A 17,061-nucleotide genomic window follows, 5' to 3' on the forward strand; every position below is an offset into this window, starting at 1 on the left:
CTTAGTAAAAAGTCTTAGTGAAAAGTCAGGGAATCTGTAGGAGTTTATGGGTCTGGAGGCTGAGCTTCCATTTCGGATTGTTACGGCAGGTTTCAATCGCCAGGCGCGTGTTGTGCGCGGCGAGCGGGCCGTCCATCGGCTGCACGAAGAAGTTCTCGAAGTCCAGGTGTTCGTAGCTGGCCAGGTCCTGGTTCGCCTGCGGGATCACGACCTTGATTTCATTGCCCTTCGCGACTACCAGCTTCGAGCCCATCTTCGGACTGACGCAGACCCAGTCGACGCCAGCCGGCACCGGCAGCGTGCCGTTGGTCTCGATCGCGATCATGAAGCCATGCGCATGCATGGCGTCGATCAGCGCGGCATCGAGCTGCAGGAGCGGCTCGCCGCCCGTAAAGACGACGTATTTGCTGGCCGCGTGGGTCGCCGGCCAGAGGCCGTTGATTTCGCTTGCCAGGACCTCGGCGTCCCGGAATTTGCCGCCGCGCTCGCCGTCCGTGCCGACGAAGTCGGTGTCGCAGAACTGGCATACCGCGCTCGCGCGGTCGCTCTCGCGGCCGGTCCACAGGTTGCAGCCCGAGAAGCGGCAAAACACTGCAGGCCGCCCGGCATGGGCGCCCTCGCCCTGCAAGGTGTAGAAAATTTCTTTGATGCTGTAAGTCACAGTAAACCTCTCGTCAACCCTCCATTATACCGTTCCGCGGCAGGCTTGCCGAGGCCCGGCCGCCACTGGCCACCATCGCACCATGTTGGCCATGCGGCACAGGTATTGACTCCCGACAAGATAAACCCAAGCGACAAGCGGTAACTTTACTAGAGGAAATTTCTGATAACCCGTCGGAAAGGAGCGTCATGAAGACCGCACTTGCCAGGACAGCCGGTTGGATCCCCGCCCTCGCGGTTCTGTTGGCTTGCGCCGTGGGCGCACTGGGCGCCGGCGCCCCAAGCGCGCCGGGGCTCTCCACCGTCACCACCATCCTGTGGCTGCTCGGGCTGGGCGGCGCGATCTGCCTGCTACTGCGCCGCGCCATCGATGCTGACGACCGCAGCCGCGAGCTGGCCGCCCAGCTTGCCCGCGAACGCGGCGCCCGCCAGCTCGCCGACAGCTTGCTGCAGGACACCCAGACGGTCCTGTCGCGGGTGGTGCGCCAGCAGGATGCGATGCGCGACGACGAGCGCGACCGCATCGCGCGCGACATCCACGAGGACCTCGGCCAGACGCTGCTGTCGCTGCGGATCGAACTGTCGCTGCTGCAGGTCGCCAGCAACGGCATCCATCCGATGGTGCACCAGAAGACCGGCGCCATGGTCCGCACGCTCGACATGGCGCTGCGCTCGCTGCGCATCGTGGTCAACGGCCTGCGCCCGCTCGGCCCCGACGAGCGCCTGGACACTGCGATGGCGCGCCAGCTCGACGAGTTCACGCGCCTGACCGGCATCACCCATCGCTTCGATGCCGCATCGAACGCTTCCGACGGCGCCTCCTCCCGCGTCGAGGCCGACGCCCTGCTCTACCGCGTGCTGCAGGAAGTCCTGTCGAACATCTCCAGCCAGGCCAGCGCCACCGAGGTGAGCGTCAGCCTGCAGCACCGTGGATCGGAGGCAACGCTGTGTATCGACGACAACGGCATGGCCGCGCGCGAACCCGGCGCGGCCTGCGGCTGCGGCCTGTCGAGCATACGCCCGCGCATCGAAGCGCTCGGCGGCAGCCTGAAGGCGGCAACCAGCCCGGGACGCGGCACGCGCCTCACCCTGAGCCTACCCACGCGGCATGGGATGCTGGCAGTCTGAGAAGTCAATCCTGTGAGTATTGCTTCACATCAATAGCGCGAACGAGTCGCGGTTGCAGAATCGGACCTTGTCAGCAATCAACAGATTGCTCAACGAACAGTTGAAAAGGCCGCCTGATGACCAGCACAGCAATGCAACGCCCGAGTTCGGCAACCAATGCCATGACGAACGCCGCAGCTGCGGCCGGGCCGGGCGCAGCTGCCGCACCAGGCATCGTGCCCGGAACGCCAGGCAATGGTCTGGCGCCCGACGCCGACCTGCGTTTCACGCACCAGTTGCTGCAAATGCTGGCAGTGCCCGTCTTTGTCCTCGACAGTAACGCCCAGGTGCTGATCTGGAACCGCGCCTGCGAACGCCTGACCGGGGTGCCGGCGCTTGAAGTCATCGGCACCGAGGATCACTGGCGCAGCTTCTACGACCAGCGCCGCCCTACCCTGGCCGACCTCGTCATCCAGAACCGTACCGACGAAATTCGCCATATCTATCCGCGCCATGGCAAGCCGCAGGCGGCCACCAGTCAGTTGTCGATCGAAACCTGGTGCGACATGCCGCGCGCCGGCAAGCGCCGCTACCTCGCCGCCGACGCCAGCCCGATCTTCGACGAAGCCGGTCGCCTGAAGGCGGTGGTGGAAACCCTGCGCGACCTGACCGACGAAAAGATGGCTCAGTCGGCGCTGGAAAAACTGGCCACCCGCGACGGCCTGACGGGCCTCGCCAACCGCCGCTGCTTCGACGACACCCTGGTTGCCGAGTGGTCGCGCGCCCTGCGCCTGTGCCAGCCGCTGTCGCTGCTGATGGTGGACGTCGACAATTTCAAGGCCTATAACGACGCTAACGGCCACCTCGGCGGCGACGAATGCCTGAAGCGGATCGCCACCGCGGTGGCCAGCGAAATGCGGGCCAACGACCTCGTGGCGCGCTATGGCGGCGAAGAATTCGCCGTGATCCTGCCGAACCAGTCATTGAAGGGCGCGGCCATCGTTGCCGAGCGCATCCGGCGCCGGGTTGAGAGCCTGCAGCTGCCGAACGGCCTGGCGCCGCTGCGGCAGGTGACCGTATCGATCGGCGCCGCGACGGCCATTGCCGGCCCCGACAACAGCGCGAGCGACCTGGTGGCGATCGCCGACGCCGCCCTGTACCGCGCCAAGCACCTCGGACGCAACCGTATCAGCCTGCCGATGGCGGATGGCGCCTGAGTACTCACCCCCTGGCGATGGCTTGAATAAAAACGGGCGCCCGAAGGCGCCCGCTGCTGTTTCAGGAGGCCGGCAACCCACACCGGCCCTGCCCTGTTTGCATTACTTCGTCATCTTGTTCCAGCCGTGGCGCACGGCGTCCTTCATGTTTTCCCAGGTCGAGCCAGTCTTGCCGGCGTTGCGGGTTTCCCAGTCGCTGCGCAGGTCGGTTTCGACTTCGTCCCATGGACGGTTGCGGTACATCTCGCTCTGGCGCATTTGCGTGCCATAGCTATAGGCGGGCTGGTAGGTTTCGTACGAACCGCCGGTGCTGCCGTAGGTGCTGGTGAAGTGGTTGCGGTAGTAGTCGTCGTCGCCCATCATGTTCGAATTGGCGCCGCCGGCGAGCTGCTCGACCTCAACTTCGGTGTGGCGCACCGTGTCGTGGATCTGCTGTTCGCGCTGCGTCACTTCCTTGTTGATCATGACTTCCTCGACCACGCGGGCCGATTTCTGCACGACGGCTTCCTCGGACGTTTCGCGCATCTCGATCGACTGCTCCTTGAAGGCGGTAGCGTCCGCGCCGCTGATCGGCTCGTTCACCGGACGGCGCTCGACGTTCACGTGCTCTTCGCGCAGGCCGATGCTTTCGTTGACCGGGGTTTCGACGACGCGCGAGTAGACGCGCACGCCGCCGCGCTGGACTTCACGCTTGCCGACCTTTAGCTGCTCCTGGACCACCGGAATGGCCTGGGTGCCGGTGTCGCGCTGCTGCGAACCCGTCAGCGAGGAACCGGTGAGCGAGTCAGTGCGCGAGGTCGATGCGGCCGAACCTTCGAGGGAGGAACCGGTCAGGGAGGAACCCGTCTGGTTCTGCTGCAGGCTCGAGCCTGTACCAGCGCCGTAGCTGCCCACGCTCAGTTGGTCACGCGAGCCCATCGGCTCCTGGTAGGTGGTGCCCATTGGGTTCGGATCGTTCAGCGACTGCTGGTTCAGCGGCAGGCGGTCGGCGTCGGACTGCAGGGACATCGACTGGCCGCCGCTCATGCTGCCGGCGCCGCCCATCATCGCACCCGAGCTCATGCCGCCCATGCCTGACGTTTCGCCCCACTTCGCCGACTGCTCGTCGATGTCGATCGGGCCGAAGCGCTCGACGATGTCGGCGGCGCGCTCGACTTCAGGCTCGCTGTCGGTGTTCACGGTCAGCACGTGGTTGCCATGCTGGACCGCGGTCGAGTACTTGTTGCTGTATGCGTCGTCATCGGAGCCGAAGATGTCGCTGAAGAAGTTCTTGATGCTGGCGCCGATGCCTGGCTCGCTATCGGAGGTGGTGCTGGTCGTGGTCGTGGTGGTGCTGCCGGCCATCGAGCCGCCCGGGGCGGTTTCGTCGCCATGCGACAGGCGTACATCGGAGCTGGAGAAGCCCGACGACAGCAGTTCGTTCTTGGCGCTCATTGCATCAGCGTGATTGTCAAAGACGGCGATCAGGGTATGTTGCATGATGGTTCCTCCAGTTACTATTGGTCACTTCAATGGTGGGATGCCGGATTCGTCGAACCGCTCGACATTCACCTGTTCGGCCTTCAGTACGACCGTTTCCTGGTGCTGCCGCTCGTGACGGACCCGAGTGATGTGAAGCTCTTCCTTGATGCGCACGCGGCGCTCGACCACAAGCACTTCTTCGAGGACGGGCACGACAAGCGTGTCGCCCTCGTAGCGGGTGGCCGGTACCTCGTCGGGCGCGACGATGCGGTCGACTGCGACGTGCCGGACATTCACCTCGTCATGCCCGAGGGCCTCGTCGATGGTGACCGGCTGTTCGACGACGGTCTTGTGAACGCGGACGCCACGCCCCGTGTCTACCGTGCGGGTGCCGACGGCAAGCTGCTCCGCGACGACCGGAATCCGCAAGGATTCCTGTCCTGTTGACTGCTCTGGATTAGCTGGATTAACTGCCATTGATGCGGCTCCCTTTGGTTGCTGGCGCGAGACAAATTCAGAGTACTCCAAACAGTCGGGGCATAGCGCACCATTGACTCCCGTAAATGTTGAGCTCGGTCGGCGGCGGAAAAACGGCACGCTAGGGGGTAAACGCGGGGGTGCGAAAGGTGTCGTGGAAGTGGCAAGGATGGCGGCGCGAACGGCCGCACCACCCGGTACGGAAGAGGTTCAGGAAAAACCGAAAGTAAATAAAGGAAAAGCCGAGAGGCAGAGCCGGGAAATGCCGACGCCGCCCACCGCTGGCGCGCTGCCTCAGCCGAACGGATTCTCGACCGTCTTCACATCGGGCGGGGGCAGCCGGTCGGGCAGCGCCTGGGCTTCGAGGCGTTCGACCACGGCGTTGACGATCTCCTGCAGGCGCCGCGCGTGCGCCAGCCCGGCGGCGTCCATGGTCAGGTCGACGTCGCCCGAGATCGTGATGCGGTCGAGCCGGTTCTCCAGCATCAGGTCGCCGATGTGGACCACGTCGGCTTCGTTCGCATACGGCACAAAGGCCTTTTTCTTCGCATTCATGGAAAACTCCAGGTGGGATCGGGCGGATCAGGAAAAGCGGCGCGGCTTTTTCTGGCGGATGGTGGGCAGGCGCAGCATGCGCTCCTTCTGCTGCTGGGTGAGCGACGGCAGGAAGGTGATGCCGACGATACGTTCGAGCTCGGCCACGGGAATGACCTGGATGTCGGCCCGCGCGCGGTTTTCCGTGAACCAGGCCGCCGCCAGTTTCTGGCGCGGGCTGTAGACCACCTTGTACAGGTGGGTCGGCACCAGCACGTTGCCGACCTTGCGCAGGTTCGTGCCGAGGAAGGCCGGCCCGGTGATCACATACAGCTGCCCTTCCTTTCTTGCCATGCTGCGCACCGCGCTTTCGATCGGCGCCCAGATGTGGCGGTTGTGGTCGCCGTCCTGGGGAACCATGTTGGCCAGCGTGAAGCTTTCGCGCTGGGTGTGGCGGTCGGGCATGTCGCCGTTGGGCGTCATGTGGCCGCGGTCGAAGCCGCTGCGTGCGTAGTCGTCGAGTTCGGCGCGCTGCGAGCGCGGCAGGCGCGGCTCGGCGTGGAAGGCATTGTCGCGCTTGAGTCCCTGGGCCGAGGCGAGCTGCGTGGCGTCGAGGTTTTCGGCCGACCAGAGTGGGGTGCGGGTGACGCCGGAGTGCATCACACCGAACACCCCATAGCACAGCTCGCGCGTGGCGGTTGCCAGCTTCGGGTTACGGATCTCGGGAGCGCGGCCATCGGCGTAATGGTCCGGGCAACCCGTGCCGGCGGCCAGGGCCGGGTTCAGTGCCGGGGCCAGCAAGGCGGCGAACAAGGCCGCGCCTGCCATCAATCGTTGGAACATATGTAGAAAGGGTAAATGTGACAAAGCGGCATTGTAGCCGACACAGATTTACCTGGCGATCGGTCGCTTGTGCAAGGATGAGCTGTCAAGACGCCGCACGATTCGCACCATGCATTTGCTGCAATGTATGGTGGAATCGTCTAGAATTGCGGGCTCTTCCATAACATTCCATATCGGAAACACCGACCGTCCATGGAAAATGTCCCGTTCCCGGAGGACCTGCGGCGCTTCGTGCTGACCAGCATCCCGTCCGTGCCCTTCCTCGAGGCGCTCCTGCTGCTGCGCGCCAATCCGACCCAGCAGTGGCAGAGCGCCACGCTGGCCGGGCGACTGTACGTACGCGAGCGCACCGCCGAGGCGCTGCTCGAGGACCTGGCGCGCGCAGGCATGGCGGCACGCTGCGCCGGGCCGCCGGACGACTGCTACCAGTACCAGCCGAGCTCCCCCCAACTGCGCGAACGGATCGATGCGCTGGCCGACCTGTATTCCCGTCACCTGGTCGAAGTCACGGTGCTCATCCATTCTTCCCTCGACCGCAAGGCACAACAGTTTGCCGACGCTTTCAGATTGCGAAAGGATTCGTAATGGCGCAAACCATCTATTCCCTGTGCATGCTCACCTCGCTGGCCTGTGCCTGGCTGTTGCTGGCCAGTTACCGCCGCACGCGCTACCGCCTGCTGTTCTGGAGCGGCGCCTGCTTCGTGGCGATGACGCTGAATAACCTGTTCCTCCTGCTCGACAAGATCGTGTTCCCCGACATTGATTTCCTGCCGGCCAGGCTCATCTGTGCACTGGTCGCCGTGTCGCTGCTGCTGTATGGCCTGATCTACGAAAAGGAATAGACATGAACGACCTGATTACCGGCGCCGTCTGCATGGGCTCGCTTGTCATTACCCTCTTTTTCCTGCGCTTCTGGCGCAACTCGGGCGACCGCTTCTTCCTGTATTTCGCCCTGTCCTTCTTCATCGAGGGGCTGCACCGCCTGTATTCGTCCCTGAGCCGCGCCAGCGGCGAGGATACGCCCCTGCACTACCTGATCCGGCTGCTGGCGTATGGCCTGATCCTGTGGGCGATCCTGGAGAAGAACCTGCCGCGGGAAGGTCCACGCAAGTAAGCGTGCGCCCGGCTGGATCGCGCTCGGTAATAATGAAGCCATGACATCAACCCATCCGGAGGACATCATGGCCACGAACGATCCACGCGGACAGCCGCAGGCTCCGCAGACCCAGACCGACGACCACAACCGCTCCGAAAACCTCCTGCCGGGCGAGGAAGGGGCCGAAGACGGCCGTTTCGAGGTCGCCGAGGAAGTCAACCTCGACATGCAGTCCGACGACACCCGCCGTGTCGGCCAGCTGCCCGGCAACATCCACGATTCGATGCCCGACACCATCGACACCGAACCCGAAGACGAAAACAAGGGCACGCCCTGAGCCTTGCCTGCCCGCTAGCGGGCAGGCGCCGTCGCTGGCGTCCAGCAGTGCGGGCTGCGGAAATGTTTGCAATTTATAATGCCGCATGACCCATCGCCCGCATCCCATGGAGCCATCCCTCTCCCCCTCCCTGCCCGCGCTCAAGGCGCAGTTCGCACAGATCGTCGATGAAGTCGTGGCGCCGCGCGCCGCGGCGGTCGATGCCGGTTGTCACTGGCCGCGCGAGTCGCTCGAGGCCTTTGCCGCTGCCGGCCTGGCCGGACTGCAGGTACCCACCCACCTGGGCGGCCACGGCGGCGGCCTTGGGGAACTCCTGATGGCTACCGAGCTGATCGGAGCGGCATGCCCATCCTCGGCGCTGTGCTTCGGCATGCATTGCGTCGGCACCGCCGTCATCGCCGCCAAGGCCACGCCCTGGCAGGAAGAACATTACCTGCGCCCGATCGCGGCTGGCCGCCACCTGACGACGCTGGCGCTGTCGGAAAGCGGCAGCGGTGCGCACTTCTACCTGCCGGGAACCACGCTCACGCCCGCGGGCCCGGACTTCCTGGTGGACGGCGTCAAGCAGTTCGTTACCAACGGTGGGCACGCCGATTCGTACGTGATCTCGACGCTGTCCGCCGGCGCTGACGCCGGCGACTTCAGTTGCCTCGTGGTGGATGCGGGCACCCCGGGCATCGAATGGCTGGCGCCGTGGGAAGGCTTCGGCATGCGCGGCAATTCCTCGCGCGGCATGCGCTTGTCCGGTGCGCCGGTCCCAAGCGACCGTCTGCTCGGCGAGCATGGCGACCAGGTCTGGTATGTGTTCGAGGTCGTCGCGCCCTACTTCCTGATGGCGATGGCCGGAACCTACCTCGGGGTCGCCCAGTCCGCGCTCGACGCCGCCGGCGAACACCTGCGCAACCGCAGCTACGCGCACTCCGGCGAATCACTGCGCGACGTCGAAACGCTCCAGACGCGCTATGCCGAGATGTGGATGGCGGTCGAAAAGACGCGCGCGCTGGTGTATGAAGCGGCGCGCCGCGGCGACGCCGGCGATCCGGACGCCCTGCCCTACATCCTGGCCTGCAAGGCCGACGCCGGCGACACCGCCGTCCATCTCGCCAACGAGGCCATGACCATCTGCGGCGGCGCAGCCTACCGCGACAACAGCCGCGTGGCGCAAATGCTGCGCGACGCCCGCGCCAGCCACGTCATGTCGCCCACGACCGACTTGCTGCGCCTCTGGACCGGCCGCAGCCTGCTCGGCCTGCCGCTGCTGTGAGCACCCCCGCCGTAAGTGGCGCGCCAGACGCGGTCGCGAACAACGTGCCGGCGGCGCTGCACGTCGGCGCCGCACCGGGTGCACTTAGCGAGACCGCGTTGCGCAAACGCCTGGCAAACGACTGGACCGGGCCGCATCCGGCCGTGGTGGTATTCGACGCGGGGGTAACCGGCCCGCTCAGCCTGGCGCGCGCGCTGCGCCAGGCCGGCATCGACGCGCATTACCTGTTCCTGCGTGCGCCCGGCGACCTGGCGGCGATGCGCCGGGAGCTCCAGCGCGCGCCCCTGATCGGCCGGCGCTGGACCCTGCTGGCCGCCGATGATCCCAACCGGGCCGGCGTCGAAGCCGAGGCCCTGCGCGACGCCGCGCGCCGGGCGCGCCTGCGCACGACGCTGGACCGCGCCAACGCGCGCATGGCGGCGCGCCGCGTTGACGACGACCCGCGTCCACAGCGCATGGCGGCGCATTTCCTGTCGGGTTTCCTGGCGCAGTCGAACGACGCCCTGATCGGCCTGGGAATGGACCTGACGATCCTGTACTGGAACGGCAGCGCGGCGCGCCTGTTCGGCATCGACGCCGGCACCGCGCTGACGCGCACGATGGCGGACCTGCCCTGCTACAAGCCGGAAATGGCAGCCCTGCTGGCGGCCCTGCGTGACGGCGGCGCCGGTGGAGGCAGCGGCGGCGGCGCCATGCATGCCGAGATCGACTGCACTCTGTGCGGGCGCGACCTTCGCCTGGAGCTGTCCGGCTCGGCCGTGCGCGACGGCGAGGGCGCCGCGGTCGGCTTCATGCTGGCCTGCCGCGACGTCAGCCAGCGCCACCAGGCCCTCGAGCACGAACGCGCGCAGCAGGCTGCGGCGGCGCGCCTGGCCGACGAAGGGCGGCGCGAACTGGCGGCGCTGTTCGACCAGGCGCCAGGCTTCATGGCGATCACGCGCGGCCCGCAGCACTTGTTCGAAATGACCAATCGTGCCTATATCCAGCTGTTCGGGCCGCGCCCATATAGCGGGCATACCCTGGACGAGGCCTTCCCCGACCTGCGCAACCAGCCGTTCTCGCGCCTGCGCGACGAAGTCTTCGCCAGCGGCCGCCCCTACGTCGGGCGCGCCATGCCGGTGGTGCAGCAGGGCCCGCAGGGACGCAAGGTGCGCTACATCGATTTCGTCTACCAGCCGCTGTTTGCCGGCGATGGCAGCATCACCGGTATCTTTTGCCAGGGTCACGACGTCACCGAGCAAAAGCTGATGCAGGACGGCCTGCTGCACCACCAGGCCGAGCTCGAGGACATGGTCGAGACGCGCACCGAAGCCTTGCAGGCCGCCAACCTGGCCTTGCAGCAGTCGCAGAAACTCGAAGCTGTCGGCAAGCTTACCGGCGGCGTCGCGCACGACTTCAACAATCTGCTGCAGATCATCGGCAGCAACCTCGACCTGCTCAGCTTGGAACTCGGGCCAACGGGGCGCGCCCTCCATCGCGTCGCCAGCGCACGCGGCGCCGTCGAACGCGGCGGAAAGCTGGCCGCGCAACTGCTGGCCTTTGCCCGCCGCCAGCCCCTGCAACCGGTGCCGACCGACCTGACTGCGATCGTCCGCGACATGGACGACCTGCTGCGGCGCGCGCTCGGCCCGGCGATCGAGATTGCGCTGGGGGTGGTCCCGGAGCTGTGGAGCACCCTGGTCGACCGCGACCAGCTCGAAAATGTGCTGCTGAACCTGGCGATCAATGCGCGCGACGCGCTGGGGGGCGCGGGCCGGCTCACCATCGAGCTCGATAACGCGACGCTGGACAACCACTACCAGCTGGCCAACCCCGACGCCACCCCCGGCGAATACGTGATGCTGGCGGTATCCGACAACGGCCCCGGCATGCCGCGCGAGGTGCGCGAGCGCGCCTTCGAGCCATTCTTCACCACCAAGGCCGAGGGCGAAGGCACCGGCCTGGGCCTGTCGATGGCCTATGGCTTCGTCAAGCAAAGCGGCGGCCACATCAAGATCTACAGCGAACCCGGCCACGGCACGACGGTCAAGATTTTCCTGCCCCGCACCAGGGCCATGGTGGCCGCCCCGCAGCGTCCGCGCGCCGATGCCGTGCGTGGCGGGAACGAGACGATCGTCGTGGTCGAGGACGACGATGCCGTCCGCGGGGCCGTGGTCGACATCCTCGGCGGCCTCGGCTACACGGTGCTCGCCGCCCCGGATGCCGACAGCGCCCTCGCCCTGCTCGAGAGCGGTGTCGCGGTCGAGCTGCTGTTCACCGACGTCGTCATGCCCGGCGCCCTGCGCAGCCCGGACCTGGCGCGCCTGGCGCGCGAACGCCACCCGCACATTGCAGTGCTGTTCACCTCGGGCTACACGCGCAACGCCATGATGCACGGGGCACGCCTCGACCCCGAGGTGGAACTGCTCAGCAAGCCGTACCGGCGCGACGAGCTCGCGCGCAAGGTGCGTGCCCTGCTCGACGCGCGCCCCGGGCCGGGGGCGGGCACCGGTCAGGCGCCGTGCGTGGCGGACGACGAAGGGCCCGACGGGGCGGCAAGCCCGCTCGCTGCGGAACCGGCGCCCGTCGCCTCGGGACCCACGGCCTCGCGGGTAGTAGTCGTCGAGGACAACGAGGATGGCCGCGAGATGCTGTGCGTCCTGATCGACATGCTGGGCTACCCTGCGGCGGGCTTCGGCAGCGGCGAGGCGGCCCTGCCGGAGCTCGCCGAAGGCGACATCCTGCTGACCGACCTCGGTTTGCCGGGCATGTCGGGCATCGAACTCGCCAGGGCCGCACGCGAGCGCCTGCCCGGCCTTCCGGTGATTTTCGCCTCCGGCCGCGCAGTCGATCCTGTCGAGGGCTTGCCGGCGCAGGCGCTGCTCAAGCCGTTCGCCCTGGAGGCCCTGGGCAGCGCGCTGGAGCGGGCCCGTCAGGACTGAGCCCTACACCGTCAGCCCCATTTTCAGCCCCTCGATGGCGTGCGCCTGCACGATCGGCTCGAGCCGCTCGACCAGGCGGCAGGTGATGTGGCGCCGCACTTCGGGGGCGAGCGACTCGTAGTAGGCATGGGTCAGCTGCAGGTCGTGCTTGTCCGCGTTGTGGGCATCGGGTGCATCGACGCCGAGCACGAACACCGGGCGCGAACGGTTCGAATGGTTCGCCGTGCCGCGGTGGATCGTCAGCGCCGAACGCGCCGAGATATCGCCCATCTGCGGCATCTTGCGCTGGCGCCGCGCCTCGTAGCGCGGCCACAGCTCCTGGGCCGGGAACATCGGGTCGCCGCCCGCCAGGTCGTCCCACTGGGTGCCGGGCGCGATCTCGAACGGTCCCATGTCCTCGGTCACGTCCACCGTGGTGATATTGAAGGCCAGGGAGTTGAGGCGCCGGCCCACCAGCGTGGCTTCCGGCGAGGGAAAGTCGCGGTGCCAGGGCTGGTGCAGCGCGCCCGGGCCGGGCACGTCGAAGCCGGCTTCGACCACGCGGTAGTCCGGGCCGAGGATGGCGCGGCAGACCGCCACCACCCAGGGGTGCGACACGATGTCGGCAAAGCCGGAAATGCGCTCCGGGTGCACTTCCACGTAATAGCGGTTCGGCCCGCGCGCGAGCGCCCCGCCCGGCTGGCGCTGCGCTTCGTCGAACAGGGTGGCGATGTCGGCGCCCAGGCGCTCGACCCAGGCGCGCTCGAAAGCGCCCTTGCAGGCGATGATGCCGTCGCCGTACAGGCCGCCCATGATGGCGGCTTCGTCGTAGGTCTCGGGGATGGTCTGGCTGGTCATGGTGGTCTCCTTCGGTCCGGGCCGGTAGCCGTTCACGTTACGGCAGTTCATGTTACGGCGGTTCATGTTACTGCGAAAAACCGGTAGCCGGAGCGCAGCTGGCGCCGCGCGGATGCGCCTGCTTCGCACGAGCTGTCGCTCACGCCGATCCTACCAGTCCAGGGTCAGCAGGAGCGCGCCCATGCGCGGCCAGCACAGCCGGCGCACCTCGTCGCGGCCGGCCCAGCGAAAATCGTCCATCTCGAGGGTCGGCAGCCCGGTCGCGTGATGGGGAAAGTAACTGGTGCACGCCAGGTGCGACAGGTCGCCCAGCTCGTCGCCGGCGTCGACGCGGTACAGGTGCAGGCGCTTGTCGCGCCGGTAGTCGAACTGCCCGAGGTCCAGGAAGCGGCCGGGTTCAAAGGCGATCCCGGCTTCCTCGCGCAGTTCGCGCATGGCCGACTCGAGGGTCGTTTCGCCCGGGTCCTGCATGCCCTTCGGGATGTCCCAGGCCGCGGTGCCGGTCACATGGCACAGCAGCAGCCGGCCGGTCGAATCGAGCACCAGGGTGCCGCAGGAAACGGTGTATTTACTCATGCGCCTCCGGATTCGTGTGCTTGCGTGGCGGCCGCCAGCGCCTGTGCCAACCCTTCCAGGCTGACCGGCTTGGTCAGGTGCTGGTCGAAGCCGGCGCCGTGCGAGAGCGTCATGTCGCTGGTCGCGCCCCAGCCGGTGAGCGCGACCAGCACCAGGGCTTTCAACTCGGGGTTCGAACGCAGCGCGCGCGCCAGTTCGTGCCCGTTCATGCCGGGCAGGCCGATGTCGAGGAAAGCCAGGTCGGGCCGGAACTCGAGCGCGGCCTGCAAGCCGCGCGGGCCATCGTGCGCCATGCGGGTTTCGTGGCCGAGCGCCTTCAACAGGGCAGCCAGGCTCTCGGCAGCGTCGACGTTGTCGTCCACCACCAGCACCCGCAGCGCGGGTGCGTGGCCGGTCCCGGCGCCTGCGGCCCCTTCCTCCCTGCCTAGCAGATCGCCGCGCCGCAGCGGCAGGCTCACCGTGAAGGTGCTGCCCTGCCCGGGTCCCGCGCTGGCCGCCTGGACCCGACCGCCGTGCAGCTCGACCAGGCGGCGAACCAGAGACAGCCCGATCCCGAGGCCGCCCTGCGCCCGGTCCAGGCTGCTGCGCACCTGGGTGAACATGTCGAACACGGAGCCGATTGCCTCCGGCGCGATGCCGACGCCGCTGTCGCTGACGGCCACGAAGGCCTGGTCCTCCTCGCGCCAGCTCGACACCCGGATCCGGCCGCCGGCGGGCGTGTACTTGGCGGCGTTGTTGAGCAGGTTCGCCAGCACCTGCACCAGGCGCGTCAGGTCGGCAAAGAGCGGCAGCGGCGCATCCGGCAGGTCGACCTCGAGGGTATGGCCGCCCGCCTCCACCAGCGCGCTGCTCGTTTCGACTGCCATCGACACCGCCGCGCGCAGGTCGACCGGCTCTTTCTTGAGCTCGATGCGGCCGCGCGTGATGCGGGCGATGTCGAGGAGGTCGTCGACCAGGTGGATCAGCTGCCCGAGCTGGCGGTCCATCATGCCGTACACGCGCGCCACGGTTGCCGCATCGCCCGGCGCCATGCGCAGGAGGTCGAGGCCGGTGCGGATCGGCGCCAGCGGGTTGCGCAGTTCGTGGGCCAGGGTGGCCAGGAATTCGCTCTTGCGGTGGTCGGCCTCGGACAGGTCGGCGGCGATCCGGCGCAGCTCGTTCTCGGCGCGCTTTTGCTCGGTAAAATCGCGCGTGATCGTGGCCAGGCCCAGGTGGGCGCCGTCGGCCCCGTGCACGGCGAAGCCCTTGAAATACACCGGCAGCGGGTCGCTGCCCGAACGCGGCGCGAACTGCAGCTCGCCTTCCCATTTCTGCTGCGGCCCGGTCAGCGCGGGCAACACCTCGGCGCGCACGAAGGGGCGGCAGTCGCGCGCAAAGAACTCGATCAGGCGCACGTCGCCGATGGGGGCGCCCGGATCGATCCCGCCCATCGCGCGCCCGGCGGGGTTCAGGTACAGGCCCGCGCCTTCGGGGCCGAAGATGCCGATGAAGTCCGGCGACTGCTCGGCAACCGCCGCCAGGCGCCGTATCCCCTCCTCGGCCTGGCGCCGCTCGCTCTGATCGCGCAGGTAGAGCGCGATGCCGCCGCCGGGTGTCGGGAAACAGCTGATCTCGTACCAGCCGCCCCAGGCGGGCAGGAAGGCGTCGAGGCGCTCGCCGGCGCGCTCCAGGGCGCAGCGGCGGCAGGCGCGTTCCGCGCTGCTTCCCTGCCATTCCGGGAACAGGTCCCAGAATACCTGATCCATCAGGTCGTGGCGCTGGAATCCGGTAATGCGTTCGGCGGCGCCGTTGGCATAGCCGATGCGCCAGGCGCTGTCCATCGCGAGGAAGCCGTCGGTCATGCTTTCCAGGATCACGTCCGAGCGTTCCTCGGCGGCCCGGCGCGCGAGCGCCTCCTCGCGCTGGCCGATCACCAGCGACGCCGTATTGGCCAGCAGCGCCATCGCCGCCAGGTTGCGTTCGTCGCGGACGGCGCGGTAATACCAGGTGAACGCGCCGAGCACCGCGCCGCTCGGCGCCAGGATCGGCAGCGCGCGGCAGGCATGCAGGCCTGCTTCCAGCGCGGGGCCGCGGGCGGCTTCCCACAGCGGGTCGGTGGCGATGTCCGGGCAATCGACCGCCTCGGCACGCCAGGCGGCCGTGCCGCCGGCAGCGCCCAGCGGCGCGATGCCGAGGCCGTCGAGCGCCTCCTGCAGGGCCGGCGGCAGGCTGGGCGCGGCGGCGTGGCGCAGGCGCCGGCTGGCCCCGGCGCCGGGTTCGGCGAGCTGGATGCCGGCCAGCGCCGCGCCGCCGGCATACTCCTCGGCCGTGCGCGCGAGCAGGTCAAGCACGTCGTCCAGCGGGGCGTTCGATACCGCCAGCTCGAGCGCCCCGCGCTGCCCGAGCGTGAGCAGGGTGGCGCGCGTGCGCTCGGTCACGTCGACGCCATGCACCAGCACGCCGGACACGGCACCGTCGGCTTCGCGCAGGGCCATGTAGACGAAGTCGATGTAGTAGGTTTCAAGGGCGCCATCGGTTTGCAGCAGCAGGCGCACGTTGCTGCCCTGGTGCGCCTCCCCGCTGCGGTACACGTCCTCCAGCAGTTCGAAAAACCCCTGTCCCGCCATCTCGGGCAAGGCCGCATGCAGCGGAAGGCCCAGCAGCGGGCGCTGGCCGACCAGCGTGGCAAACCGTTCGTTGGCCATCTCGAACACCAGCTCGGGGCCGCGCATCACGGCCATGAAAGCCGGCGCCTGGTAGAAGATGTCGTGCATGCGCTGGGTGCTGGCGTCGAGCGCGCGTTCGCTGCTGGCCAGGCGCTCGGCCGCCTCATGCTCGGCCGTGGCGTCGCGCATGATCTTGGCGTAGCCGCGCAGTACGCCGCGTCCTGAGCCCTCGCCCGGCGTGCCCTCGCCCTGTGCGCCCTCGCCGGGCGCCCCATCTTCATACAGCGGGATCATGACGCCGTCGGCGAAGAAGAGGCTGCCGTCGCGCCGCAGGTGCCAGCGGCGGTCTTCGGCGCGGCCGGTCTCGCGGGCACTGGCCGCCTCCTCGTCCGGACGTCCGGCGGCGCGGTCTTCCGGCACGAAGATCATGTCTGCCGACTGCCCGCAGGCTTCAAGCGCGCTCCAGCCGGTGATCGCCTCCGCACCCCCTTCCCACGAAGTGATGCGGCGCGCTTCGTCAGTGCCGATGACGGCGTAGTCGTGCAGGTTGTCGAGGATCAGGCGGATACGCTCGAAGCCCTTGCGCCCCGCGCGTTCCCTGCGCTCCCGCTCCTGCTCCGTGCTGCGCTGCGTGCTGCGCCGCGTCTCCGGCTGCTCGCCCTGCATCAGTGCCGCGTTCTTGCGGAACAGGTCGACGAAGACCGCTGCCTTGGCGCGCAGCGACTGCGCGTGCAGGGGCTTGGTGATGTAGTCGGCGGCGCCGAGCGACCAGGCGCGCTCGAACGGGGCGCCGTCGGCGTCGCCGGCGGTCAGGAAGATGATCGGCACCGTGCGCGCACGCGGGTGCTGGCGGATCAGTTCAGCCGTCTCGAAGCCGTCCAGCGTCGGCATCTGCACGTCCAGCAGCACGAGGGCGAACTCGTGTTCGAGCAGCGCCCGCAAGGCCGCCTCGCCCGACTCCACCGCCACCAGGCTGTCGGCCAGGCCGGACAGGATCGCTTCCAGCACGGCCAGGTTGGCCGGCTGGTCGTCGACCAGGAGAATACGGGCAGGAACGGCTGGACTCATCTATTCTCGCGGCGCCAG

The 17,061-nt window shown here is 67.9% G+C and carries 16 protein-coding genes; 8 read left to right on the top strand and 8 right to left on the bottom strand.

The annotated features are described in order from the left end of the window. Positions 1-25 precede the first annotated feature (25 nt). Complete coding sequence (gene queE / locus ACFPN5_RS24325) at positions 26-661, bottom strand: 7-carboxy-7-deazaguanine synthase (RefSeq protein WP_379786431.1); 636 nt, start codon at positions 659-661, stop codon at positions 26-28. Between the two features lie 188 nt (positions 662-849). On the opposite strand from queE, the gene ACFPN5_RS24330 reads away from it, so the two are divergent. Together ACFPN5_RS24330 and ACFPN5_RS24335 are read left to right on the top strand one after the other, a co-directional pair. After that, entirely contained in the window at positions 850-1,788 is a 939-nt protein-coding gene (locus ACFPN5_RS24330; protein WP_379786432.1) for a sensor histidine kinase, read from the top strand. A gap of 284 nt (positions 1,789-2,072) precedes the next feature. Continuing rightward, positions 2,073-2,984 carry a sensor domain-containing diguanylate cyclase gene (locus ACFPN5_RS24335; protein ID WP_379786607.1) on the top strand — a complete coding sequence of 304 codons (912 nt, stop codon included), beginning with the start codon at positions 2,073-2,075 and terminating at the stop codon, positions 2,982-2,984. A gap of 102 nt (positions 2,985-3,086) precedes the next feature. Here the strand turns inward: ACFPN5_RS24335 and ACFPN5_RS24340 are convergent, their stop codons facing one another. The 4 genes from ACFPN5_RS24340 to ACFPN5_RS24355 all read right to left on the bottom strand — a co-directional run bounded on the left by ACFPN5_RS24340 (position 3,087) and on the right by ACFPN5_RS24355 (position 6,299). Beyond that, positions 3,087-4,463 carry a YsnF/AvaK domain-containing protein gene (locus ACFPN5_RS24340; protein ID WP_379786433.1) on the bottom strand — a complete coding sequence of 459 codons (1,377 nt, stop codon included), beginning with the start codon at positions 4,461-4,463 and terminating at the stop codon, positions 3,087-3,089. A gap of 24 nt (positions 4,464-4,487) precedes the next feature. Next, on the bottom strand, positions 4,488-4,922 hold the full coding sequence (locus ACFPN5_RS24345; RefSeq protein ID WP_379786434.1) for a DUF2382 domain-containing protein: 435 nt from the start codon (positions 4,920-4,922) through the stop codon (positions 4,488-4,490). Between the two features lie 294 nt (positions 4,923-5,216). Continuing rightward, a complete protein-coding gene (locus tag ACFPN5_RS24350) occupies positions 5,217-5,477 on the bottom strand; it encodes a hypothetical protein (RefSeq protein WP_379786435.1) in 261 nt (86 codons plus the stop codon). A 27-nt stretch (positions 5,478-5,504) separates the two neighbouring features. Continuing rightward, positions 5,505-6,299 carry a DNA/RNA non-specific endonuclease gene (locus ACFPN5_RS24355; RefSeq protein ID WP_379786436.1) on the bottom strand — a complete coding sequence of 265 codons (795 nt, stop codon included), beginning with the start codon at positions 6,297-6,299 and terminating at the stop codon, positions 5,505-5,507. A 192-nt stretch (positions 6,300-6,491) separates the two neighbouring features. Between ACFPN5_RS24355 and ACFPN5_RS24360 the strand changes: the two genes are divergently transcribed. From ACFPN5_RS24360 to ACFPN5_RS24385, 6 genes are all read left to right on the top strand, one after another. Further along, positions 6,492-6,884: an aldo-keto reductase family protein gene (locus ACFPN5_RS24360; RefSeq protein ID WP_379786437.1), complete on the top strand. Its 393-nt coding sequence runs from the start codon at positions 6,492-6,494 to the stop codon at positions 6,882-6,884. Then, on the top strand, positions 6,884-7,141 hold the full coding sequence (locus ACFPN5_RS24365) for a DUF5985 family protein (RefSeq protein ID WP_379786438.1): 258 nt from the start codon (positions 6,884-6,886) through the stop codon (positions 7,139-7,141). The genes ACFPN5_RS24360 and ACFPN5_RS24365 overlap by 1 nt, the downstream gene beginning before the upstream one ends. A 2-nt stretch (positions 7,142-7,143) precedes the next feature. Continuing rightward, positions 7,144-7,413, top strand: coding sequence for a DUF5985 family protein (locus ACFPN5_RS24370; RefSeq protein WP_379786439.1), 270 nt, complete (start codon positions 7,144-7,146; stop codon positions 7,411-7,413). A gap of 40 nt (positions 7,414-7,453) precedes the next feature. Continuing rightward, positions 7,454-7,732, top strand: coding sequence for a hypothetical protein (locus ACFPN5_RS24375; RefSeq protein ID WP_379786440.1), 279 nt, complete (start codon positions 7,454-7,456; stop codon positions 7,730-7,732). 85 nt (positions 7,733-7,817) lie between these two features. Beyond that, a complete protein-coding gene (locus ACFPN5_RS24380) occupies positions 7,818-8,996 on the top strand; it encodes an acyl-CoA dehydrogenase family protein (protein ID WP_379786441.1) in 1,179 nt (392 codons plus the stop codon). After that, positions 8,993-11,917 (top strand): response regulator, encoded by a 2,925-nt coding sequence (locus ACFPN5_RS24385; protein WP_379786442.1) that lies wholly within the window; start codon positions 8,993-8,995, stop codon positions 11,915-11,917. Before ACFPN5_RS24380 ends, ACFPN5_RS24385 begins: the two co-directional genes overlap by 4 nt. 3 nt (positions 11,918-11,920) lie before the next feature. Here ACFPN5_RS24385 and ACFPN5_RS24390 read toward each other — a convergent pair whose 3' ends face one another. From ACFPN5_RS24390 to ACFPN5_RS24400, 3 genes are all read right to left on the bottom strand, one after another. Continuing rightward, the gene (locus ACFPN5_RS24390) at positions 11,921-12,754 is read right to left on the bottom strand and encodes a phytanoyl-CoA dioxygenase family protein (protein WP_379786443.1); all 834 of its coding nucleotides are present in this window, start codon (positions 12,752-12,754) and stop codon (positions 11,921-11,923) included. A 150-nt stretch (positions 12,755-12,904) separates the two neighbouring features. Continuing rightward, on the bottom strand, positions 12,905-13,330 hold the full coding sequence (locus ACFPN5_RS24395; protein ID WP_379786444.1) for an NUDIX domain-containing protein: 426 nt from the start codon (positions 13,328-13,330) through the stop codon (positions 12,905-12,907). Beyond that, positions 13,327-17,043, bottom strand: coding sequence for a response regulator (locus ACFPN5_RS24400; protein ID WP_379786445.1), 3,717 nt, complete (start codon positions 17,041-17,043; stop codon positions 13,327-13,329). The genes ACFPN5_RS24395 and ACFPN5_RS24400 overlap by 4 nt, the downstream gene beginning before the upstream one ends. Positions 17,044-17,061 lie beyond the last annotated feature (18 nt).

It is taken from the genome of Massilia niabensis (assembly GCF_042655085.1).
Classification (GTDB): domain Bacteria; phylum Pseudomonadota; class Gammaproteobacteria; order Burkholderiales; family Burkholderiaceae_D; genus Telluria; species Telluria niabensis.